The 20,117-nt window shown below is 45.5% G+C and carries 15 protein-coding genes and 1 tRNA gene; 9 read left to right on the top strand and 7 right to left on the bottom strand.

Annotation, left to right across the window (positions count from 1 at the left end; all coding sequences use genetic code 11):
• Window positions 1-939, bottom strand: a complete 939-nt coding sequence (locus tag ABK01_RS00630) for a septal ring lytic transglycosylase RlpA family protein (RefSeq protein ID WP_253675835.1) — start codon at window positions 937-939, stop codon at window positions 1-3.
• A 177-nt stretch (window positions 940-1,116) separates the two neighbouring features.
• Window positions 1,117-1,202 (bottom strand) — tRNA-Leu (locus tag ABK01_RS00625).
• A 42-nt stretch (window positions 1,203-1,244) separates the two neighbouring features.
• On the opposite strand from ABK01_RS00625, the gene ABK01_RS00620 reads away from it, so the two are divergent.
• The 6 genes from ABK01_RS00620 to ABK01_RS00595 all read left to right on the top strand — a co-directional run bounded on the left by ABK01_RS00620 (window position 1,245) and on the right by ABK01_RS00595 (window position 8,215).
• Complete coding sequence (locus ABK01_RS00620; protein ID WP_253675834.1) at window positions 1,245-2,120, top strand: TatD family hydrolase; 876 nt, start codon at window positions 1,245-1,247, stop codon at window positions 2,118-2,120.
• Between the two features lie 105 nt (window positions 2,121-2,225).
• On the top strand, window positions 2,226-4,028 hold the full coding sequence (locus tag ABK01_RS00615; RefSeq protein WP_253675833.1) for an alanine--tRNA ligase: 1,803 nt from the start codon (window positions 2,226-2,228) through the stop codon (window positions 4,026-4,028).
• Window positions 4,029-4,100: 72 nt separating this feature from the next.
• A complete protein-coding gene (locus tag ABK01_RS00610; RefSeq protein ID WP_371922053.1) occupies window positions 4,101-5,186 on the top strand; it encodes an MOSP complex formation periplasmic protein, TDE1658 family in 1,086 nt (361 codons plus the stop codon).
• A gap of 2 nt (window positions 5,187-5,188) precedes the next feature.
• A complete protein-coding gene (gene nusB, locus ABK01_RS00605) occupies window positions 5,189-5,632 on the top strand; it encodes a transcription antitermination factor NusB (protein WP_212565634.1) in 444 nt (147 codons plus the stop codon).
• Entirely contained in the window at window positions 5,613-7,415 is a 1,803-nt protein-coding gene (locus ABK01_RS00600; RefSeq protein ID WP_230974494.1) for a tetratricopeptide repeat protein, read from the top strand. The genes nusB and ABK01_RS00600 overlap by 20 nt, the downstream gene beginning before the upstream one ends.
• A 47-nt stretch (window positions 7,416-7,462) precedes the next feature.
• Window positions 7,463-8,215 carry a class I SAM-dependent methyltransferase gene (locus ABK01_RS00595; protein WP_253675831.1) on the top strand — a complete coding sequence of 251 codons (753 nt, stop codon included), beginning with the start codon at window positions 7,463-7,465 and terminating at the stop codon, window positions 8,213-8,215.
• Window positions 8,216-8,343: 128 nt separating this feature from the next.
• Here ABK01_RS00595 and ABK01_RS00590 read toward each other — a convergent pair whose 3' ends face one another.
• From ABK01_RS00590 to ABK01_RS00575, 4 genes are all read right to left on the bottom strand, one after another.
• On the bottom strand, window positions 8,344-11,580 hold the full coding sequence (locus ABK01_RS00590; protein WP_253675830.1) for a DNA translocase FtsK: 3,237 nt from the start codon (window positions 11,578-11,580) through the stop codon (window positions 8,344-8,346).
• A 298-nt stretch (window positions 11,581-11,878) separates the two neighbouring features.
• Entirely contained in the window at window positions 11,879-12,688 is an 810-nt protein-coding gene (locus ABK01_RS00585; RefSeq protein WP_253675829.1) for an undecaprenyl-diphosphate phosphatase, read from the bottom strand.
• Entirely contained in the window at window positions 12,685-14,931 is a 2,247-nt protein-coding gene (locus ABK01_RS00580) for a flagellar assembly lytic transglycosylase (RefSeq protein WP_253675828.1), read from the bottom strand. Before ABK01_RS00580 ends, ABK01_RS00585 begins: the two co-directional genes overlap by 4 nt.
• Window positions 14,912-15,943, bottom strand: a complete 1,032-nt coding sequence (locus ABK01_RS00575) for an Hsp70 family protein (protein WP_212565629.1) — start codon at window positions 15,941-15,943, stop codon at window positions 14,912-14,914. The genes ABK01_RS00580 and ABK01_RS00575 overlap by 20 nt, the downstream gene beginning before the upstream one ends.
• 283 nt (window positions 15,944-16,226) lie before the next feature.
• On the opposite strand from ABK01_RS00575, the gene ABK01_RS00570 reads away from it, so the two are divergent.
• The 3 genes from ABK01_RS00570 to ABK01_RS00560 all read left to right on the top strand — a co-directional run bounded on the left by ABK01_RS00570 (window position 16,227) and on the right by ABK01_RS00560 (window position 18,993).
• Entirely contained in the window at window positions 16,227-17,273 is a 1,047-nt protein-coding gene (locus ABK01_RS00570; protein WP_253675827.1) for a hypothetical protein, read from the top strand.
• An 11-nt stretch (window positions 17,274-17,284) separates the two neighbouring features.
• Complete coding sequence (locus tag ABK01_RS00565; RefSeq protein WP_253675826.1) at window positions 17,285-17,980, top strand: YoaK family protein; 696 nt, start codon at window positions 17,285-17,287, stop codon at window positions 17,978-17,980.
• Window positions 17,981-18,237: 257 nt separating this feature from the next.
• Complete coding sequence (locus ABK01_RS00560) at window positions 18,238-18,993, top strand: helix-turn-helix transcriptional regulator (RefSeq protein ID WP_253675825.1); 756 nt, start codon at window positions 18,238-18,240, stop codon at window positions 18,991-18,993.
• Window positions 18,994-19,139: 146 nt separating this feature from the next.
• On the opposite strand, the gene ABK01_RS00555 is transcribed toward ABK01_RS00560, so the two are convergent.
• Window positions 19,140-19,985, bottom strand: a complete 846-nt coding sequence (locus ABK01_RS00555) for an Rpn family recombination-promoting nuclease/putative transposase (RefSeq protein ID WP_253675824.1) — start codon at window positions 19,983-19,985, stop codon at window positions 19,140-19,142.
• Between the last annotated feature and the right edge of the window lie 132 nt (window positions 19,986-20,117).

Genomic DNA, 20,117 nt, shown 5'->3' with positions numbered 1-20,117 from the left:
TTACCAGCTTTCCTGTCTGATTACGTAGTCGGTGAAGGAATGATTCGCCAGTGCTTCTTTTACTTTTTCAAGATCGTCAGGTTGTATACCCGGAAGAACAACCCGTACCGATTTTTCAGTACGCTCGTATGCAGGGTCGAACCCTGCTTTTCTCAGCTGGACAACAAGTCTCAGTGCATTTTCTTCCCGTGCAAAAGCGCCCAGCTGAATTCGCCACAACACACCGGAAGTTCCCGGTAAATAAACAGGCGCCGGAGTTTGTTCCGGTTGTGCAGAAGCTGAACGGTTTGCAACACCTTTGACCGTTTCAGGCTTTGCTGTTTGTTGATCTACAGATACCGGTTGTCCTTGCGTTGTATTAGGCTGTACTGCTTGGGCTTGTGGTACTGTAGACGGCGTCGTTTGGGCTTCTACTGCTGTGCCGGAACCTTTAGCTGGTGTATCGGGAACTGCATCATTCTGAACAGGCACTGCTTCAGGTTGTGTTTCGGATGCAAAAGGTGTTTCTTTTTGTGCGGGAGCCGCCGGTGTGTCGCTATAAACATCAGTTGTTGCCATCAAGGCTGCATGATCAAGTGAATCAACCCGTTTAATCGAAACCCGTGTGATACCGCGGCTAATCATTCCCAATGATTTAGCAGCAGCTTTTGATAAATCTATCTCACGGTTTGGGACGAATGGGCCGCGGTCGTTTACGCGTACCACCACTTTTTTCCCGTTTTCAAGATTGGTTACTTCAAGAAAAGTTCCGAACGGCAGTGTTTTATGGGCTGCCGTATAGGCATTCATATCGAAAATTTCGCCGCTTGACGTCGGTCGGCCGTTAAAAGCTTCTCCGTAATAAGATGCATAAGTTTCTGCTGTGAGTAATTCTTCCGCTCCAAGGGGCAATAACAACAATGCCGCCACCAGAGCTGACAGTACATGGTATTTTCTCATAAGATCCTCCCATAGCTTCATACAGACAATATCGGAAAACAAGAAAAAAAATTAAGTGCAAAAGGGGAAAGATGTTTTTAGGAGATCGATGGAGATACTATCTACTGATTCTGAAACTCTATGATACGGGATATTATAGAAACATTGTACAGAGATAAGGCATAAGATGAAAGAACCTGCCGGAGACGAGACTTGAACTCGTACGACCGTTACCAGTCAAGGGATTTTAAGTCCCTGGTGTCTACCAATTCCACCACTCCGGCAAAGATGATATACTATACCGGAAATCATAGAGGCGGTCAAGATTGTTCACGGATTCTCATTGCCATTTACGTCATATTTCTCAAAAAGCGGCGCACTTTCCACTTATATTGAAAGCAATGCAGGAAGAAGGGTATCCTTTTATAATGGATATAGGAACCGATGCCGGAGATTTTACGCCGCGGTATAATACCGTTGCAGATATATGGGATAAAAATAGCAGTATACCCGATTTTATTCATTTTTCTGCAGGACTGTGGCCGGGACGTGTCGCTATTGAACATAGGGCTGAATCGATGCAAAAGCTTGAAGCAGATGTTCAAGCCATTTTAAAAAGCGGGCAGCTGTATACGGCAGTCGGGGAATGCGGCATCGATCGGCATTGGAACCATGCCGGAGCTACCGGTACAGGAACCGGCGATCTTGCAGGCGAAGAACAGCTTTTTAAAGAACAGCTTGCCCTTGCCAAACGGTACGGATTGGCTGTGATTATTCATTCACGCGACGGCTTTGAACCGACGCTCCGTTGTATCGACGAAGTAGGCTGGCACCGCGGTGTCATTCACTGTTTCTCTTATGGGAAGAAGGAAGCCGAAGCTTTTTTGGAACGGGGCTGGTATCTTTCATTTCCGGGCACCATCACATACACTGACAATGCCGAAACCTCTTCCGCAATAGCGGAACTGGTACGCATGGTTCCCGACGATAAACTACTATTGGAGACGGATGCTCCGTACCTCGCCCCTCAACCGGTTAGACGGGAGGTAAACACCCCGTTAAATATTCCGTATACCTATCAGGCGGCAAGCGAATATCGGCAGTGTTCGATAGAACACTTATGCGAAATTGTGCACCGGAACTGCCGCCGTCTTTTTTCGCTGCTGTGTAAAACCCCGGACATCCGTGTCCGTTCTGCATAGCCAGCGCTTTTGAAAATAGTGGTACCGGATACAAGGCGCAGATGCGTCGTCTATTTTCAAAAGTACAGTTGACAGGTTCGACAGCTTTTCTTACTATGGTAAGATATGAATAAACACATTACAGCAGACGAACTTCGTTCCAAGTATATTGCATTTTTTAAGAGTAAAGGCCATGTGGAAATTTCCGGTAAGTCGGTTATTCCCGAAAACGATCCCACCGTATTATTTACCACCGCAGGTATGCACCCCCTTGTTCCCTACTTGATGGGAGAACCGCACCCTGCGGGCACCCGTTTAACGGACTACCAAAAGTGTATCCGCACCGGAGACATCGACGCGGTAGGAGATGCTTCTCACCTTACCTTTTTTGAAATGTTGGGAAACTGGTCGCTCGGCGATTATTTTAAGAAAGAAGCAATCGGATTCAGTTTTGAATTTTTAACCAGTCCGCAGTATCTTAACATCCCGATCGATCTCCTGTCGGTAACGGTCTTTGCAGGAGATGACAAAGTACCACGCGACACCGAATCGGCGGATATTTGGGAAAAGCATGGTATCCCGAAAGAACGAATTCACTTTTTACCCCGCGAGGATAACTGGTGGGGTCCCGCAGGAGAAACAGGTCCTTGCGGTCCCGACACGGAAATGTTCATCGACACGGGAAAACCTGCGTGCGGCACCGAATGCCGTCCGGGCTGCAGCTGCGGTAAATACGTCGAAATATGGAACGACGTCTTTATGCAGTATCGCAAGGAACAAGACGGTTCGTATCATACCTTGGAGCGGCACTGTGTCGATACCGGTATGGGGATTGAGCGTACCGTTGCGATGCTACAAGGCAAGAAATCCGTGTACGAAACCGAGATTTTTACCCCGCTGATTGCCGCAATCGAAAAGATAACCGGCTATCGGTATGGCAGCGATGCTGAAAAAGATATATCCGTTCGTATTCTCTGTGACCATACGCGGGCGGCTACCGTTATCTTGGGAGACCCGAAAGCGGTGCTGCCGTCCAATGTCGGGGCAGGGTATGTACTCCGCCGCATTATCAGACGGGCTGTCCGCCACGGCAGGAAACTCGGTATTGAGGGAACTTTCCTCGCAACTCCGGCAAAGGTGTTCATTGAGCAGTACAAGGGCGCATATCCCGAATTAAAGGAAAAAGAAGCATCCATCTGCGCCGAGCTTGAGGCGGAAGAAAAGCGTTTCCTCGAAACCCTCAAAAAAGGCGAAGCTGAATATGAAAAAATGAAGCCGAACCTGTTAAAGAATGCTAAAAAGATTATCCCGGGCAGGCTTGCCTTTAAACTCTACGATACCTATGGCTTCCCCATTGAGCTTACCGAAGAGCTTGCGCGGGAATCGGGTTTAACCGTTGACAAAGCGGAATTTGAAGAGGCCTTTAAGAAGCATCAAGAACTATCCCGTGCGGGCAGTGAGCAAATTTTTAAGGGCGGTTTAGCTGATCATTCCGAGCAAACCACTGCATACCATACGGCAACGCATCTTTTGCATAAGGCGCTGCGAATGGTACTCGGCGATCATGTTGAACAGAAAGGGTCTAATATTACGGCAGAACGGCTCCGCTTCGACTTTTCCCATCCACAGCCGATGACAGCTGAGGAAAAAGCTGAGGTTGAGCGTATTGTCAACGAGCAGATTCAAGCGGATTTACCGGTTACTATGGAAATAATGTCGCTTGAGGAAGCAAAAAAATCCGGTGCGATGGCGCTCTTCGGTGAAAAATACGAAGATACCGTCAAAGTGTATTCCATTGGCAACTTCTCCAAAGAAGTATGCGGCGGCCCGCACGTAGAACACACCGGTGTATTGGGCAAGTTCGTAATCCAAAAAGAACAATCGTCATCGGCGGGAATCAGACGTATTCGTGCGGTACTTATAAAATAGGATGTACAAGGTCTGTAAGTAACTTATCGGTTGTTTGCTTGTTTATAAATATCAAAATCTGAAGAGGATATGATGAAAAAAACTGTAATCACATTGTTTATTGTATTAAGTTTATCTATAAGCGGCGTCTTTGCGCAAACCAATTTGCAGCCTATTGCAGAAGTAAAACTTACCGGACGGGCACCGATTACGCTTGGTCAGCTCAAAACTCGTGTTTCTGCCTTGGAAAAAGAAATCGGTCGGAAAATGACCTTAGAAGAGCGGCAGCAAACGCTGGACGGCCTTATCAATGAGCGTTTAATTGTTCAGGCTGCTGAAAAAGACGGGATAAAAATTACGGATTCGGAAGTAAATAATTACTTTACCGAATACGTATCCAATCAATTGGGGCAGCAGGTATCCGAAGCGGATTTTGCAAAACTGATTAAAGAAAAAACGAATATGTCGCTTGACGAATATATGAAGGCACAAAACGGCATGACACTTGCGGAGTTTAAAAGTTTTTTGCGAACTCAGCTGACGGCGCAAGCGTATGTGATGCAGAAAAAACAAAAAGAGCTGCAATCGATTCCCAGTCCGAGCGACGATCAAATCCACTCATATTATGAAGTAAACAAGCAATCCTTTGTGCAGCCCGATACGGTACAGCTTTTCCTTGTGGTAGCGCCGAAAGGTGACAAAGCAAACTCTGCAGAGAAAATGATAAAAGATGTTCAAAAAAAGCTGACAGCAAACCCAAAGGCTACTGCCGATATCCGTAAAAAATCGCAAGCAAAGAATTCAGGTTATCAGGCAGGAGAGATTTTTGTCAGTAAAACCGCATTGGCTGCAGAACAACTCGGTATTCCGATGGACGAGCTTCTCAAGATTTTTAACATGAAAGTAGGAGAAGTGTCTCCGATAACCGAAACAGGCGCTAATTACCAGTGTTTTGTTGTCTTAGAGAAAAAAGATGCGAAAATACTCGGTTTAAGTGATGTTGTAGAACCCGGTGGAAATGTCAGTCTCTATGAATATATCAAAAAGATGGTAATTATGCAGCGCCAAAATGAAGCGCTTAACAATGCGTTAGTTTCGGTAACCAATGATCTTCATAAACCGGAAAATTTTGTCATATTTAAAACCGGTGCTGATCTTGAAAAAGCGCTTTCGTGGTAAAAATGGCGATCGGAAGACGACGCGGAAGAATTCTCGCATTTCAAGCGCTATTCGCTTGGGACGCAGGTTCTCTTCCACCTGATGATTTATTGCCCTTTCCGTGGGTCGAACGTACCGGTAAAGAGGTACATGACGAAGATTTTTTATTTTCAAAGCTCCTTTTTTTAGGTACTGTTGAGCATATCAATGAAATCGATACCCTCATCACCAAGAACTTAGAAAACTGGGATTTTAATCGGCTTAAATTGGTTGACAAAGCAATTCTTCGGCTTGGTACCTATTCTCTTCTTTTCCAACAAGACACCGATCCTAGAATCATAATTAACGAAGCCGTTACAATCGCCCGCACGTATGGTACCGATGATTCCTTTAAGTTTGTAAACGCAGTACTTGACAGCGTCAAACGAGAATGTTTAGACTGCTCCTATGAAAAGGACAAAAACTAATCTCTTCCTTATAGGAAGTCTTTTACTCTGCCTTATTGTTACTGCATGTTCAAAAACGGATAAAAATGAGCTTTTCCAACAAAGACTGAATGCCATTGACAGTGTTGTTCAAGAAGGCAACACTCAAAAAGCGCTGAATAGCTTACGCGCATTGCGTAAAAAAGCACAGCTCCCCATTCAATATTTAAGCATTGCAAAGCGGGAATTACGCCTGCATAGTCCTGTTCAAGCCTTACAATCCATTCAGGCCGGCTTGAAAAAATATCCTGATGATTCGATGCTTAAAGCTGCCCTTACTCATACACTGATGCAGGAAGACCGGATAGAAGATGCTGCTGTTGCTGCTGAAACTTTGCAAGGTACTCCTTATGCCGGTATTGGAACGGAGGCGCTTATCCACGTGGATAAGGCAAAACAAACGTATCGGACACCGGTTCCTTTTTGGCAAGAGGGGTTTCGGCTTACGGGCGAACATATTTTTTTGGAGAATGCTGCCGTAATGCTTGCCCACCAAGGCGACATTGCACAGGCTGCAGCCCTGCGTTCACGGATTGGCAAAGAAGAAGCGCTTCGTTCCCCCTATTTTTGGTCGTGTTTGGCTTATGATATGGGGAATTTTCAGCCGGTACTGGACGATTTGGTTTATTCCCTTGCATATAGCGATATGGTTGGGCTTCCCGAAAACAACCCTAAAATTTTTGAATATGCTCGCCGTCATCTTTTGCTCGCTGCCGATGCAAGTGCAGGACTTGGTGATATGGAGCAGGCGCGCGGTTTTTGGCAAATGTATATCGACCGTTATGCGGATTCTTCAAGTGAAGTTTTTTATAACTTAGCGATGACCGCTCCTACCCAAGAAGAAAAAGCCGAAGTATTGATTGACTGTATTTCGCAAAATCCGGGATACTATCCGGCTGTTGCACAGTATGTCCGTGCCTGTTCCGCTATCAAGGCGGCTCATAATCAAAAAGATCCGTTGGATGAATATCTGCAAAGTAAGGATTTTTTCTCATTAGAGATGGAAAAAAACTTATTCGTGTCTTCTGCTTTTACCCTTTCTGCTGAAGAAGTGCTTGAGGGAGCAATGGCGACCGATAGTGAGGATATACGATTCCTGCTGGAAAAATTCCGATATCGCTATGTGCAGCCGCAAAACTATGCACAGGGAAACGGAGAAATGTGGAAAATTCTGGAAGCCCATCCTCATAATCCGTTGGTCAAGGCGTACGCACGGTGGTATTTTGCATCTTCGGGCGACTTTAACGCTTCTTTCGGAATCGATAAGGCTGATAATCATGACGAAGACGTATTCTACAACGGTATCCGTCGTGCAGTGCAGGGATATTCGACTGCGGCGTTAAAAAATTTTGCCGAGGTTGAAAATGATGCCCGCTATAAAATTCCTGCGACGGTTGATCAAGCCTATATCTATGATGCCCGCAATGAACCTGATATGGCGATTAAGTATTTCTCCCGCGCTGTGGAGCTTCTTTCCGATAATCACACAAAAAGCAAGATGCTCTACGAAGCTGCGCGGATATACGCTGAGCGTAATGGGATGCCGGAAGCAATCACACTGTTGAATCGGGCATTGAAACTTGATCCTGAAAATCATCGAGCTAATGTGTTGAAACAAAAACTGATTGCCGACGGCAGCGTTAATCGGAATGCCGGTTTAGATGCATTCTTACAAACGGGCACGGGTACCGATCAAACCGACAAGGATACTGATCAAGCCGGTACGAATCCCGAGCAAAATAGTACAGCTATTAATCGGCAGTAGCGGAAGCGACGGACTGAATCTTAAGCCGGAAAAATGAAAGAGGCAATATGAACGAGTGGTTTGAAAATGAAGCTTTTTGGGTACAGTATGCGCCTATCATGTTTGATGTTCCTCGTTGGCAGGAAGCGCCCGCTGTTGCCGAAGGAATTTTCAAACTAGCAGGGACAGGACGGCCGCCGCAGGAATTAATAATTTTTGATGCCGGATGCGGGTTAGGCCGTATTGCCGTTGAACTTGCCGTCATCGGGGCGCAGGTTACCGGCGTCGATCTTATCAAGCCGTTTCTGGATGCGGCGGCGGAGGCTGCTGCTGCGGAAAATGTAACGATCGAATGGGTGCAAGCGGATTTACGGGAGTTTGTACGTCCCGCAGCCTTTGATATTGCAGTCAATATATATACAAGCTTCGGCTACTGCAAAACGATTGAAGAGGATGCGCTTATTATCAGTAATATTGCGCAGTCGTTAAAAAAAGGCGGCTGTTTCATTCTCGAAATGGTTGGGCGGGAAATTGCCGTGCGGGATTTTACTGCCGGAGAATGGTTCGAGCGGGCAGGCTATACCGTGCTCACCGATTTTACGGTAGAAGGCGCATGGGAGGGCTTGCGCTCGCATTGGCAGCTCTACACAAAAGACGGACTCAAAGCCGACCACACTTTTGTACAGCGCCTCTATGCCGCAACCGAATTGCGGCAGCTGATGCTATCTGCCGGTTTTACTTCCGTCGAAATCTACGGCGACTTTGACCGCTCTCCCTATAATGAACACGCCCGAACCATGATACTGGTCGGGCGCAAATAAGTCATATACACTTCTTGTATGACGTATGTAATACAAGAAGCGTTATTTGTCAATAGAGAGCCTCTAAAACTCACGTTAGCGGTATGACAAATCTTTTCTTTACAGAGTAAGCCGATCGGGTTACGGTTTTACACGTGCCTGATGATTTCCCGGGGCTTTGAACCGTTTGCAGGGCCGACAATACCGCGGGCTTCCATCTCTTCGATAAGACGAGCTGCGCGATTGTATCCGATTTTCAGTTTCCGCTGTACATAAGAGGCGGAGGCTTTTCCTGCAAACGTAACGATTTCCAAGGCCTGATCGTAGAGCGGATCGTTATCGTCAGAGAACACGGCATTATCATAGGGTTCGTCATCATCATCAACAAAGATTTCTTCATCGATATATTCTGGTTCGCAGTATTCCTTTACGCAGGCGACAACACGTTCTACTTCCTGTTCGGAAACAAAAGCTCCCTGCATACGGGTTGGGAACGGACGAGCCGCACTTACATACAGCATATCGCCTTTTCCAAGCAGTTTTTCCGCGCCCATCTCGTCCAAGATGATTCGGCTATCGGTTTTTGACGCAACCATGAACGCAATTCTGCTCGGAATATTTGCCTTAATCAAACCGGTGATGACGTCGATAGACGGTCGTTGCGTTGCAAGCACCAAATGAATACCGACTGCGCGGCTCATTGCGCACAGGCGTGCGACCGTGGCTTCAAGCTCCTTACCGGATGTCGCCATAAGGTCTGCAAACTCATCGATGATGATGACAATATAAGGCAGGGTTTCCGTTGCAATCCGCTCCGATTTGATTTTCGCATTGAAGGTTTTAATGTCGCGCACGCCCATATTATCGAGCAAGGCATAGCGCCGTTCCATTTCGCAGAGCGCATATTGCAACGCTTGGAACGCCCGCTTCGGTTCGGTAATGACAGGCGTTAAAAGGTGAGCTATGTCGTTATAGAGCTTGAGTTCGACGATTTTCGGGTCGACTAAAATCAGCTTTACCTCGTCAGGGCGGCGGTTATAGAGAATCGACAGTATAATCGAATTAACGCAAACCGATTTACCCGAACCGGTCGCGCCTGCGATAAGTAGATGCGGAGTTTGTGCGAGGTCAAGCACTTGCGGATTTCCCGTTACGTCTTTTCCGAGAGCAACGGGGATGGCCATTTTTGCAGCTTCCGGCAAATCAGTTTCTATCAGCTCCCGAAAGCTGACAATCGAACGCTTCTTGTTGGGAACTTCGATACCGACTGCATGTTTGCCCGGAATCGGCGCGACAATACGGACGCTGGAGGCTGCAAGACGCAATGCGATATTATCCTGTAGATTGGTAATCTTGGACAACTTGATACCCGGTGAAGGCAGCATTTCAAACATCGTTACAACCGGCCCCTTACGGATACCGGTAATGGACACGTCGATTTTAAATTCGTTAAAGGTTGATTTCAGCATGAGCGCCGACCGCCGTGTCGCATCGTCCACAACCCAATATTCGCCGTCGGGATAATTCGTTAAAAGATCAAACGGGATGGCATATTTTTTGCGCGGCGGCGGGGGAGGCGCCGGTTTTGCTGGTATGATCGGTACTGTTTGTTCGATGGTTTTCAAAAATGCTTCATCGGCATTCGAGTCTAATTCTTCATCCGCTTCCGATTCGCCGCCGTCGCTATTCGGCTCCGGTTCTTCCTCAGTCTCCAGTGCCGCTTCGCCGTATTCGGCAGGTTCTTCATCCTGTGCGTCAAAGCTATCGATAGCGGTATCCGCTTCGGCGCCGATATCGGTTTCCGCAACATCATCTCCGATCTGTGCATTCGCCATATCGATGGTACTATCGGATTCCTGCGTTTCGGTACCGATGTCCGCGGCCGTAGCTTCTTGTACCCCTGCAGTTTTGATGTCTGCATCCGTTACGGCAGTATCCTGTATATCTGCTGCTTCCGGTTTTTCCGAATCGATAACTTCCATGGTATCGAGTATGTCCGAACGCTCATTCGGCAGCGGCACGCCGTTTACAAAGACAAGCGGTATCTCCGGTTCTGCTTGAGGACTCGCTGCTGCTATCGTTTGATGTTCCGGAGTTGTTTCTTCCGGAACAATATCCATTTGAGGAACAGCCGTTGCGTCTTCTTCCGCTGTAGCCGTTTCATTTTTTAACGGAGTAGGGGCTTCGGAGCTTTCTGTCATAGCCGGTGCATTTTCAACCGACGGTGTAGGCGCTGTGTCTTCTTTCGGCAGCGGTGGATTGAGCTGCGTTTCGGAATGATCGGTCTGTTTAAGGCGTTCAACGGGAGCGGTGATTTCCTCCAAGCTGGCAAACAAGTTGTTGGGATCGGAGGGATCAAATACCGGACGGACAGCCTCTTTTTCCTGCATATCCATAACCGCCGATAACGGAGTTGACAGCGGAAGGGGCTGTACATCTTCCTCAACTTCTTCCAACAAAGGTATTTCTTCTATATTCGTATCCGTAGGCTCGATAGTATCTGCTGCCGGTGATTCAATGGGATGCTCCTCTATCGGAACGACAATAATGGTATCCTCTTCAGGTACATCGGGAACTCTATATACCGTATCCGTATCGGTCATATCTATCGATACCGGAGAAGTTGATAATTCGTCTTCCGCCTCTTCCGGCGGAATTGCGGCTTTGTCCGGGGCTTTTGCGGGCAAAACCGGTACTTCGACGCTATCGGTTGCGGTGCTCTCCAATGTTCCGTCTGACGTTTTCTCCGGCGGAACCGAAGATGCTGTAGAAGCAGCTGAGGCTTGCTCCGTTTCGGGCGAATCCGGCGCTTGCTCCACCTCCGGCGCCGCTGCTTCTACCGCCGGAGCTGGAAAGATAGGCTCTTCGCCGGTATCGCTGTCATTTGCTTCATCATTCTTAGGAACCTGCTCTTCCTCAGAGATATTGCGTACAAAGAAGTGTCGACCGGAGAGCTTTTCGCTGAGTGTCAACATCAAGAAAATTTCAAAACAAACGAGCAACAGTGCGCAAATCAATATTGAAATAGTTACAAATTGCCGAAGGGTCGGAATGGAAACCGATGGAGCAAAAACGGTGATGAGCCGTTCGCCGATGATTGCGGTAACAAAATAGAGCGGCACACCGAGCAGCACCGCTTTGGATTCACGCGACCAGCCGGGGATAAGCAGCAACACCGCCCCATATAAAAAGAGGAGCGGAATTAAAAAAGACGAGAATCCATAAACGGAAAAGACCCGTTGCCCCATCGCAAACAACGCATAGTTCGACGAAGCGAATCCGGTAATTGGTAGAAAAATACCAAGCGTTAATACAATACCCGCACAAAAGAACAGCACGCTCAAAATGAGCGCTAAAACTCTAAATCGACTATCTCTATTTCCCATTACTATTATTTCCCCTCCCTTCTGTGCGAAATTTTAAGGAATAAAATTTCCCACATTTTTTTTCGGTAAGCGGGCAAACGCATCAGGCAGAGTAGATAAAAAGCGCAGAATAAAAGTTTGTGACTTTTAAACATCCACTTTCCGTGAGCCTTTTGAAAATAGTGGTACCGGATACAAGGCGCGAGCAAAAATAAAGCGCAAGGCGTACTTGCTGTACGTTGAGCATTTATTTTTGTGCAGCAACGCCGTAGACGGTATGCATATTTTCAAAAGTGCCTGATGCGTTTACCCGCTGCTCTTATAATTGAAAGATTCCGACTGCACCGAATAATATAATCCCTGCAGGAATCAAATAGTAGGCGAATAAGCCGAGCTTTCCCCCTTTTATCAATTTGAGCAAAAAGGTCAATGAAAAAATGCCTACAATAAAAGAGGTTAGCATCCCCGCAATCAGCGCTGCGATGCCGATTGAAGCACTTATGGTATCGGCTGATTTCAGCTCAAAGATAAACGCGGCGAGGATGGCCGGAATAGATAGAAGAAACGAATACTCTCCGGCTTTTTCGCGGTTTACACCGGTTAAGAGCGCCGCTGCGATGGTAGACCCTGAGCGTGAAATACCCGGCAGTACGCCGATACCCTGCGCTGCTCCGATAATCACCGCTTGCAGTACGGACGGCACGGCAACATTTTTTTTCGGTTGCAGTTTGGCTGAAAGTAAAAGCACAATACCGGTAATAATAAAACAGACTGCGATAAACAGCATATTTTTTGCCTGCACAATATCTTTCAGAACGATACCGATAACGCCGGTAACAACGGTAGAAATGAGCAACGCACCGATTAGTTTAAGGTCTGCACTGTCTTCTATCGTATTTTTCCTGATAATAAACCGGCCGAGTACGGTTAAAAGCCGCCATATCTGTTTATAAAACACGATACACACTGCTCCGAGGGTCGCAATATGCAGCAAAATATCAAAAATGATGGGAATATCGGTATGCCCCAAAAAGTACTCGGCTACGGCGAGATGGCCGGAGCTTGAAATGGGAAGAAATTCGGCAACACCTTGAACGGCGCCGAGAAAAATTGCTTGTATAACCGTCATAACAGTTCCTTAAAAAAGAGCCGCACAATATCCTCCGGTTTTTCGGAATAATAGAGCGTCCCGTACACCGTTGCAGCGGACAGGAGTTTCCGCCCGTAATCCCGTGTTTCGGCGTATTCCAAACTTTCCAAAAAGAGATCTTCCGGCAGGCCTTGCGCTTTTTTTTGCCATCCGCGAACGCGCGATATTCCTGCATTGTATGCAAAGCAGGCAGGCATAATACGGTTATCGGATCGGCGGATCATTTCCGCAAGATAATAGGCGCCGAATCTGATATTTATTTCGGGATCGGTAAGGCTGTAATCTGCAACCTTTAACTTCTTTGCGATATCCGCAGCCGTAGCGGGCATCAGCTGTGTAAGACCGACCGCGCCTGCCCCTGATACAACCTGATGCTGAAAAAAGCTTTCGCTTCTTATTAACGCATATAACAGATATTCCGGCAGCCCATATTCTGCGGCGTATTTCGAGACAAGTTCACCCCACGGACGGGGATACAACAGCTCAAGCTGCTCCTTTGTTGCCGCATCTTCCTGATTTTTTAACGAGAAGCGGATCACCCGTATCGAATCGGCATAGCGGCCTTCACTAGCCAACGTGCGGGCGATTTGTAGTGCCTCTTCAGCGGAAATCGACGGATACACGGCAACAATGCGGGGATAGACCATATCGTATAAACCGAAATGAAGCAAGCCGTCGATATACGTCCGCGCCTCTTGGGGAGAAAATGTGCTTGTTTGCGCTTTGCCCGTGTCGGACTGAGTGTTTGCTTCATCGGCTTGCGCTTGGGCACCGGATTGTACCTGCGAGGTATTGGATTGTGTACGCCCACCGGACAGGAGTTCACTACGGAAGCGGAACGTCTCTTCCAACAGCTGAGCGCCGCCAAGCCGGTACGTTCCCAAAATACGGTAATACAGCGCATCGTGCGATTCACCGGCTGCTTCTTGCAGTAACCGTGCCGTTCTGTCCGGCGGGAGCTGTCCGGCGCAGGCAAGCGTGTAAGCAACGGCAGCCCGCTGCTCCGGCAACTTTGTTTTTGCCAATACTGTATGGAGTGTTTCTAAGTTTTTCCAGTCCTTTGCCGCAGTTAGCTGCGCCCGTAACGATTGTACCAAATCGGCGTACCATGCAGGGTTTTTCCAGCGGGCTGCCGTATCCGCCAGCGCTTTGAGGTAACGGGATAAGCCGAGCATTCGCATGGCATCCAAATAGTACCACGTTGCAGAATCAAAGTCGGAAGCGGAATCGGCCAGTTCAGCTGCCTGTAAGAAAAGTTTTACGGCTTGTTCACGTTGCGCAGCGCCGCCGATTTTTGTTCGGCAACGGGCTGCATAAAATGAAGTATAAAAGAGGCAGCGGCGCATATCCGTACCGGACAGCTGCCCATCGGCGGCGGCGCTCCGTACCTGCGCTGCAAAATCTTCAAAAAATGCAGCGGCATCGGCGCTGTTTTCGGCGCCGTAAACGCCCGCCTTACCGATATCGGAAAGCAGTGCGGGAGAGGAGATGCCTGCAAACGTATGCGCTATGCCGAACGCTTCTTGTACGGAGTTCCATGCTCCCGTATAGCGTTTTGCAAAAACCGCTATACGGGCTTCGGCGAGCTTATATAAAAACGGCGGCAGCGCCTTACCAAAGTACGGAAAGGCATCGACAAGCTCCACCGTCAGCGGGGCAGTAAGGTACAGTGTTTCCGGCGATTGTGTAATGCTGCCGTAAGCGCCTGTCTGCAAAAGGAGCCGAATTTCCAATAACGCTAACTGCTCTTTTTCAGCTCGTGCCGTATCTTCTTGCCCGAATGCAGCAGGTGTTCCGGCAAGTTCCCGCAAACGCTTTTGTACGGATTCTAAGCGTTCGGCAGCGGAGCCTGTTTCGTATAATGCTTCGCGACAGAGGCGGTTCAGCGGCGCCTCATAGTGCTTTTCCCCAAGCGCAAAGTAGAAACGGGCTGCTTGTTCGTATCCTGCTCGTTTAAGGTGTAATCCGACATAGTAGGCGCTGCCTCGTCCCATCATTTTGATGCTGCGGTAAGCTGCGTTATCAGCCTTTAGAAAAAAGGCGTAGTTTCCTGCTTTTAAATCTTTTAATAAAACAGCGCCTTTATCGGCTGCACAGGCCGCGACGGAAGTTACAAAGAGGAATAGAGAAAAGAGGGAAAGCCGGAACGGAAAAAGGGGCAAGCAAGAGCGCGGGAAACGCCCTTGCTTGCCGAATACTATCTTACTGCGGAGGAATTTCAATATAGGTTCCCGAAATGATTAAATCAGGATTTTTGAGTTTGTTATGCTTTGCAATCTTTGTATACAGCCATGGATTGCGGTAATACGTTTCGGATAAATCCCAGAGCGTATCGCCCCAACGGAGCTTATAGCGGATTGTTTTCTGCGCCAACACGGAAGCCGCAGGCTCTGTTTGCTGAACGGGCGGTTCTTGTTTTGCAGGTTCTTGAGGAGCCATGGCATCCTGTTGAACAGGCTGCGACGGCACCGGTTGTTCTATTGGAGCGGGTCCTGTCGGTTGAGGAGCAGGCGGTTCGGTTACCGATTTATCTGCAGGTAGCGAAGGCGCGGGCGCGGCAGATTCTTGCATCGGCGGTTTTTTCGACGGTATGACTGTCGTTGCCTCAGGCTGTACGACCATCGGGTGGTCATCTTCGGCAAGATTCTTTTTTGTCAGCAACAGAATACCGAGTACCAATGCGGCAATACCGAGTAGAATAAGTAAAATTAAAAGCCAAACCGGCATTCCGCGTTTCGGTTCATGTTCTTTTTCGCCGTCTTCATCAGTATAAAAAGCTGCGGCGGAAAACTCATCATGGGGTTCGGAATTGTCATCAGTATTTATGTTAGCTGTAGAAAGATCGATATCGGCATCAGCCGTTTCCGCACTTAAATCAAAATCGACATCATCAAATGCTTGATCTGCAAATGTTTCTAATGACACTCGCAGCGTTTGATGCGAACCGGAATCTTTATCAACAGCCTCGGCAGAAAGATTCTTATCTTCGTCAAGCACCAATTGTAATTCTATTGTCGGTTCTCCGGCGGCCTTCTCATGAATATCTTCAACAATCAGTGAACCGATATACAAAGGGTCAGAAGCGTCATCCTCTTTTTTGAATAAATTAATTTGCACACTTCGTTGATTATCGCGTACCGTAGTTAATTCAAGCGTTTCAGAGGCGGATGCATCGTCGTCCATAATGGGAAAAAACGTCCCATCCGCGAGTTTTATACCTATTTTAGCTGCCATTACACTGCTCCTTCTGTTAAAACCTTACTTTTATAGTATCGGCGTATCTTAGTCAATACAAAAGGAAATTCCTGTTGAAATATACGGGTATCTCCTTCGTTGCTTCGAAAAAATTAATCCTCAACGTATCAAAGATACGCCTGCGGTTAATTTTTTCTCGCGCCTCGGATCTACCTCGCCTATTTCAAAAGGCTTACGGAAAGGTTTGACATCTATTTCTACAACTGTTGACAGGTGATAAGTTTAGCCCTATCATATATACGTGATAGAAAAAGGAGACATTATGAAATTGATGAAGCTATCGGTAGTATTTTGTATACTTACCATTTTATTTGTATCTTGTTCCAATGGTTTTGGAAATTTAACAAATAAAAATGTCTCCCCACCAGTTGCCGTAACAAATAAAATCGGCATGGACTATCTTGGTACTGTTAATAAGGTCTATTCAGCAGTTCCTACAGGTAGATTTGTAACAGGGCAAGTAATTGAAAATTTTTATGGACATACGGTAAAATTTGAAGGCAACCTCGTTGAATATACCAGCATAAAGCAGGAGGTTCTCGATTATGTAGAAAATCTCAAAAACAACAATGCTTTAATGCATCAGCACTATGAAGATATTGTTTATGATTCGACAAAAAAATATGTTGAGTTCTCATCATATACAGACGTAAAAAGCGGAAAAATCCTATGTTTTGAAGTACGGGTATTTTTTGGAAATTTTCTGGATACATATAATGAATCGTTTTGGTATGCAAAATCCGTTACCTTTAATTCCGGATTTACAAAAGATATTGATAACAATATTGCCGTCGATTTCGGAGAACCGCTTGGAAATCCGGAAGATGAAGATCTATTAGATGTAGATGAGAATACCTCTGAATCACCCTCTATTCCGGAAAAACAAGAAGACAAGATTAATTACGATTATATAAATGCAATTGGCAAGGTTGCAAGGATTTATTCCACACATAATGTTGATGTTCGATTTGCTACAGGACAAGAGCTAGATTATAACGGAAAAAAGGTCAGATTCCAAGGAAATCTGGTGGAATATCATTCCGTAAATGCAAAAGTTTTGGATATTTTTACAAATATACAGCCAAACGCACTGCACCACCAAGGATATTCAAATTTTGTTTTTGAAAATTCAAAAATATATATAGAAGTTTGTTATTATGAGGATGTTGTAACCGGCAAGATTGTAGAATACGAATTGCGTTATACCGTTAATCCTATATATGAAAAAATCGCAAAAGGGGAATGGCAGCCTGATGAGTGGTATGCAAAAAGTTTTAGTTTTACCGATTTGTCTGAGCTAGAGGAGTAAAACCTATTGAGATGATGCCAAGTTCACCGTTGGATACGGTACAAATACAAGAAGAAAAATTACATGACAATATCGTGATCGGTGTATGCCTCTCGTTAGTGGGAGGCTTTTTGGATGCTTACTCTTATCTATTAAAAGGTAAGGTGTTTGCAAATGCGCAAACCGGTAATCTTGTGTTGCTGTTTATCTCTGCTGCAAATGGGGAACTCCATAAGTTTCTTAAATATATCATACCCATTGTTACGTTTGCGTTCGGCATATTTATTTCAGAATTTCTAAAAAGCAAACATTATGTCAAAAATTATACCCGAATGACAACGGTATTGGTATTTGAAGTATTGGTTATTGCCGCAATCGGATTAATCGGCACGTCTTTTCAGCATGATATTATCAATTCCGTTATTTCTTTTATTGCAGCGCTGCAAGTCGCAAACTTTGATAAGGTTGACGGTAATCCGATAGCCACCACGATGATCACCGGCAACTTAAAAAGCAGTATGATAAATCTTGCAAAGTATCGTGCTGTAAAAGACATCAAATATTTGCACTCTTTTTTTAAGTATCTCCTCATCATCGCAAGTTTCGGTATTGGGGTTATGATTGGTTTTACTACTATAAAATACTATGCGGAAAAATCGATTTTATTGTGCGAACTCTTTATTATTATTGCATTTGTGATGTTGCAAAGAGAGGAACGCTTATTTTAGACAATGCAGTTGGCATTGTCTAAAAACGCTGCGAGTTTGCGTAAGCGCAAACATCGCGTATTAACGTGTGCGCTACCGCGCACGAATGCAACAGTTTCCAAAATTGATATTTTGTCCGACTGTTGCATTTTAAGGAAGGGCTTACGTAGTGTGAAATTTTTGACTTTTCACCGTAACTTTTAAACCGTCTGGTTGCCGGTTTTGAAAAGTGCGTTAGGTAGACGGTAAAAAAATGCTCTGGTATACTAGCGCCTACTATGAAGGAGTTTTTTAATCCATACCGCATTATGTACGGGTTTGGAATCATTGCATTATGCGTTGCTTTAATAATGAATATTACAACCGTTATTCCTTTTGTTTCGTTTATTCCCGGAGTAAAATGGATTGAGATTGCCGTCAACGGTTTTTGTCTGGTACTTTGTTTTATATTATTCATTTTTCCTCATTATAAAAAACTTTCATATATTCTTTTTTTTCTTGAAGGCGGAATGACCACGCACATCGGGTTTATCGGCATCGGTACGCTGCTGTTTATAACAGGTATTATTTTCTGTTTTATTAATGGAGATTTTATCCTAAACAGAAAGAGAAAACTGATTATTCTTGGAATATATTGGATAATTATTGTGTGCGGGTTGTATCTGTCTTTCGGTTTAAAGCTCTTTTTATTTGAAATTGCAGTGAGTTTTTTCTATTTTGCCCTTTTTGCCTGTGTGTATGACAGACTTTCAGAAAAGTTATCCTATCTGCTCCTGCCGACAGAGGTTGTTGCCGCAAAAATTGAACTGCCGCCTAAGGGGTCTTCTTTAAAACTTTCACGCTATAACCTTTCGGAGCGGCAGCAGGCCTTTATCATTGGGTCAATAAAGGAAGGAGAAACATACGAAGTTCTTGCGGAACGCTATAACGTCAGTGTTTCTGTTGTCAAAAAAGACATGGCAGCCGCGTGCAAGCTGTTCGGTGTTACCAACCGCGAAGCATTGCGTATTTTACTGCTACAATACAAGTGGTAACACCTCTGCTTCAATTTTACCGATAAGCCGTTGGGGGCAGTTCATTCAAGTTCTCGCATTGTTTCCTCCAACGTGAAAGCGGTTGATTTAATTGGTAATTGGTAGTTTTAATGTGTAAGTGGTAATGTATAATTGGTAATTATCCATTAGTTCAGCGCTTCGACCTCGGCTTGGGAAAGACCGGTTGCCTGCATTATTTTTTGTACGGAATCACCAAGCTGCTTTAAGATCCGCGCTGTTTCAAGTTTACCTTCTTGCCGCCCTGCATTAAATTGAACCTCTGAAATAGTTGCAATATCACTTTTTAATTTCATCCGTGATTCATAGAGTTTTCGTTCTTCGGGGGTCAAACTGAGAACGTCTATTTTCTCATTCAGCATCTGCAAGATGGGTGATGTCATCGCTAGCATAGTTCTTACCTCCTTATCATCTGTGTTTATAAACTGTAACCAGTTTATCAGTTTTTGCTGTTTCTCGGTAGAGCCTTTCTGTATTACGAATTGACTTGCCAACGAAAGATTTAAAAAATGGATTTCTAATAACTCAGTCAACTGCTGATAACTTTGCTGCTCTAAGATACGATAAGCAGAGTGTATCTGATTATTTAACTTGAATCCTTGCGAAACCAGATTGATCGTAATACACTTGGTAAGACTCGTATATGGTTCGCCTTCTTTAAAGTCTTCGCTATACATTTTTGCCCAATAAAATAGGGTTCTAGGAATAAACTCAAGAGACCACGAATTTTGGATTTCAATGTCAATAGTCGTCCCATTGTTTAAGCGAATCTTCACGTCCAAGATACCGGTTTTATCAGTTACCACATCTTTGGCAAGTTCCTTATCCAGCAATTCAAGACCTTCAATCATACCGGCAGGAATATCCAGTACGCATTCAAGGAAGTCTTGCAAACAAGCTTTATTTTCTTCCGATCCGAGTAATAGCTTAAAAAGATAATCGTTTCTGAGGGTCAGTGTCTGTGTATCGTTCATTGTTTACACCTCCATATTGTCTATATATGTCATAGGTGTAAAAACGGCTAAGAAAATGGAGAAAAATTACAAAAAAAACCGCCCCCATGCCGAAGTTTCCTCCAACGTGAAAGCGGTCGATTTAATTGGTAA

Source organism: Treponema sp. OMZ 305 (assembly GCF_024181325.1).
In the GTDB taxonomy this organism is placed as follows: domain Bacteria; phylum Spirochaetota; class Spirochaetia; order Treponematales; family Treponemataceae; genus Treponema.
Note: the sequence above shows the minus strand (reverse complement) of the source record. Positions and strands in the feature narration are given on the sequence as shown.